At 68.5% G+C, this 2,588-nt stretch carries 2 protein-coding genes and 1 pseudogene; all 3 read left to right on the top strand.

Annotated elements, in window-relative coordinates; genetic code table 11:
- The first annotated feature begins 103 nt into the window (after positions 1 to 103).
- Positions 104 to 889 (top strand): transposase family protein, encoded by a 786-nt coding sequence (locus ACGF12_RS38270; RefSeq protein ID WP_393041181.1) that lies wholly within the window; start codon positions 104 to 106, stop codon positions 887 to 889.
- A gap of 144 nt (positions 890 to 1,033) precedes the next feature.
- Positions 1,034 to 1,177 carry a hypothetical protein gene (locus ACGF12_RS38265; protein ID WP_393041178.1) on the top strand — a complete coding sequence of 48 codons (144 nt, stop codon included), beginning with the start codon at positions 1,034 to 1,036 and terminating at the stop codon, positions 1,175 to 1,177.
- A gap of 750 nt (positions 1,178 to 1,927) precedes the next feature.
- Positions 1,928 to 2,494: pseudogene (locus ACGF12_RS38260) on the top strand (RNA-guided endonuclease InsQ/TnpB family protein); the annotation flags it as partial.
- Between the last annotated feature and the right edge of the window lie 94 nt (positions 2,495 to 2,588).

Genomic DNA, 2,588 nt, shown 5'->3' with positions numbered 1-2,588 from the left:
GGTAGGCCGGACGCGTCCTTGGCACGATGAACTCCTCCTTGCGGGACCCAGTGTCCCAAAGCGGAAGGTTGTCCATCAAACCGGGGCAACTTCAGTCGATCGGGTGCTGGTCACGCTGGCGCACTTGCGACACGATCTTCCGCACTCGGCCCTGGCTGTGCTGTTAGGAGTGGACCGCTCCACGGTGTCCGCCGCGATCCGGCAGGTTCGGCCGCTGCTGGCGGCGCGCGGGTTCGCCGTGCCCGACCAGCCCGCCATCCGGCTGCGCACCATCGAGGACGTGTTCGCCTACGCCGAGGCCGAGGACGTCGAGCTGCGTATCGACGGCACCGACGTACAGGTGAGACGTCCTAAGGCCGGGCGTCCGGGCCGCAAGGCGTTCGTGTCCGGCAAGCGCAAGCAGAACACCATCAAGACCACCACGTTCAGCGACGGCCAGGGCCGCACCCTCTACTCCGGGGTCGCGCGGCCAGGACGAATGCACGACCAGACCGCGGTGCGCACCGAGGGCATCGCCGAGCAGCTGCGCTGCCGCCCCGGCGTCAAGGTGCATGTCGACGAGGGCTACCGGGGCCTGGCCAACCAGTTCCCACACCAGGTCATCGCCCCACCCCGCAAGCCGAAGAAGGACGCGACCCTCGGCGAACAGCACGCCTGGCGGCACGAACGCCGAGCACAGTCCTCCAACCGGATCTGCGTGGAGCACGCCAACGCCGAGTACAAGCAGTGGCGGCCCCTGCAGCGCTACACCGGCCGCCGCGAAGACTTCGCCGAGACCCAAGCCGCCATAGCCGGCCTGGTCTCCGACCGGTCAGCCCGTCGGGCCGCCCGCCGCAAGACGAGCAAAGAACTCGTCCTCGCCGCCGACGCCCGCCCGACGTCCTGCTGATCAATCCCAGGCGGATTGCTCAGCCGAGCCTGCCCAGATTCTTATCGCTCCCCAAGCCGTAACTCCGCGGCATTGCCCGGCCAGCACCGTGCTCAACCTCCTCGCCCTCCTTCGCGAGCACGAGCAGAAGGCCGGGACCGACTCGTGCGACTCCTGATCGGCCTCGTTCTCCTGCTCCTCGCCATCGCCGTCGTCGCCCTCGGTGCGACCGCCGTCCTGCGGATGCCCCACCGCCCGGACGACAGCACCGCCGCAACCGCCGACCGCGACCACCAACCGGTGGCCTGACTCCCTCCACTCCGCCCAACCCGCCCGGCCGGACCCGCCGGGCGGTCGAAACACGCACAGCTAGTCGGACCCGTCGACTTCCCGCTCAAGCCGCAACATCGGTCCGCTGAACGCGGTGTGCGATCCCCGTCGCATTGAGACGATGGCGGGTGTGCTGATGATCAGTCGGGGGTGGCGTCCTCCGCAGCCTCGCACCTTCCGTCACGGCGGGGTCGACCGGCCGTACGGCCCGCTGGAGTCGGGTGCCCGACTCCAGCGGGCCCTTGTGCTACCCGTGCGGACGTCGGACGATCGGCGGCGTGGCCAGGGCGACCAGGAGCGCGAGGGTCGCGAAGCCGCCGCTCAGCGTAGTCACGGCGGCGGCCGAGGTGACGATCAACCGGCCTCCTCCGTCGCCGAGTTCGCGCCCGAGTTCGGTCGCGCCCACGGCCTGGCCGAGCCGCTTGGGCGGGGCGGCGGCGAGCGCGGCGAAGGCCAGCGGGTGATCAGCCAGGTGCCGGAGCCGATCGGCACCGCCGCCACCAGAACCCCGACGACCCCGGGTAGCAGTGCCAGAGCGAGGGTGGACCCCACCGCGCCGGTGGTCACCGGACCGAGCTCGGCGTCGCGTCCGAGTACGGGCAGGAAGCCCACCCCTAATCGCAGTGCACCGGCTTCAGTCTGGTGGTGAAGCGGTTCTGAATCCTGCTCTGACCTGCACGTTCGCGACGTCTCGCGCTGTTGTCAGTGCCGTCCGATAGGTTGGCCGTCATGCAGCTTCGGTACTCGTTCCGCGTGTACCCGAACGGGCCTCAGCGTTGTGCGCTGGCAAGGGCGTTCGGGTGTGCTCGGGTGGTCTTCAATGACGCGCTTCGCGTCCGTGAGGACGCCCGTGCCACCGGGCTGCCGTTCGTCACCTCCGGCGAGTTGTCCAAGAAGCTCACGGTCTCGAAAGAGACGCCGGAGCGTGCATGGCTCTGCGAGGTGTCCTCTGTAGTGCTGCAACAGTCGTTGCGGGACCTGGACACCGCATACCGGAACTTCTTCGACGGGCTGAAGGGCAAGCGCCCGAAGACGGGACCGCCTCGGTTCAAGTCGAAGCGCGACACCCGTCAGGCCGTTCGTTTCACCGCGAACGCCCGCTGGAAGATCACGCCCGGCGGGGACCTGTCCTTGCCGAAGATCGGCGATGTGCGGGTGAAGTGGTCCCGCACCCTGCCGTCGATGCCGTCCACGGTGACGGTGATCAAGGACAGCGCGGGCAGGTACTTCGCGTCGTTCGTCGTGGAGACCGAACCCGAGGTTCTGCCCGAGGTCGAACCGGTCATCGGTCTTGACTGAAGTTCCCCCGCTGAACTGGACAGCCTGATACTGGGACGGACGGTCCCGGAGGAAGCAGTTCAGGTAGTGAGTGGCAAGAGCAACATGAGCA

Source organism: Kitasatospora sp. NPDC048296 (assembly GCF_043201815.1).
Taxonomy (GTDB): Bacteria; Actinomycetota; Actinomycetes; order Streptomycetales; family Streptomycetaceae; genus Kitasatospora.
Note: the sequence above shows the minus strand (reverse complement) of the source record. Positions and strands in the feature narration are given on the sequence as shown.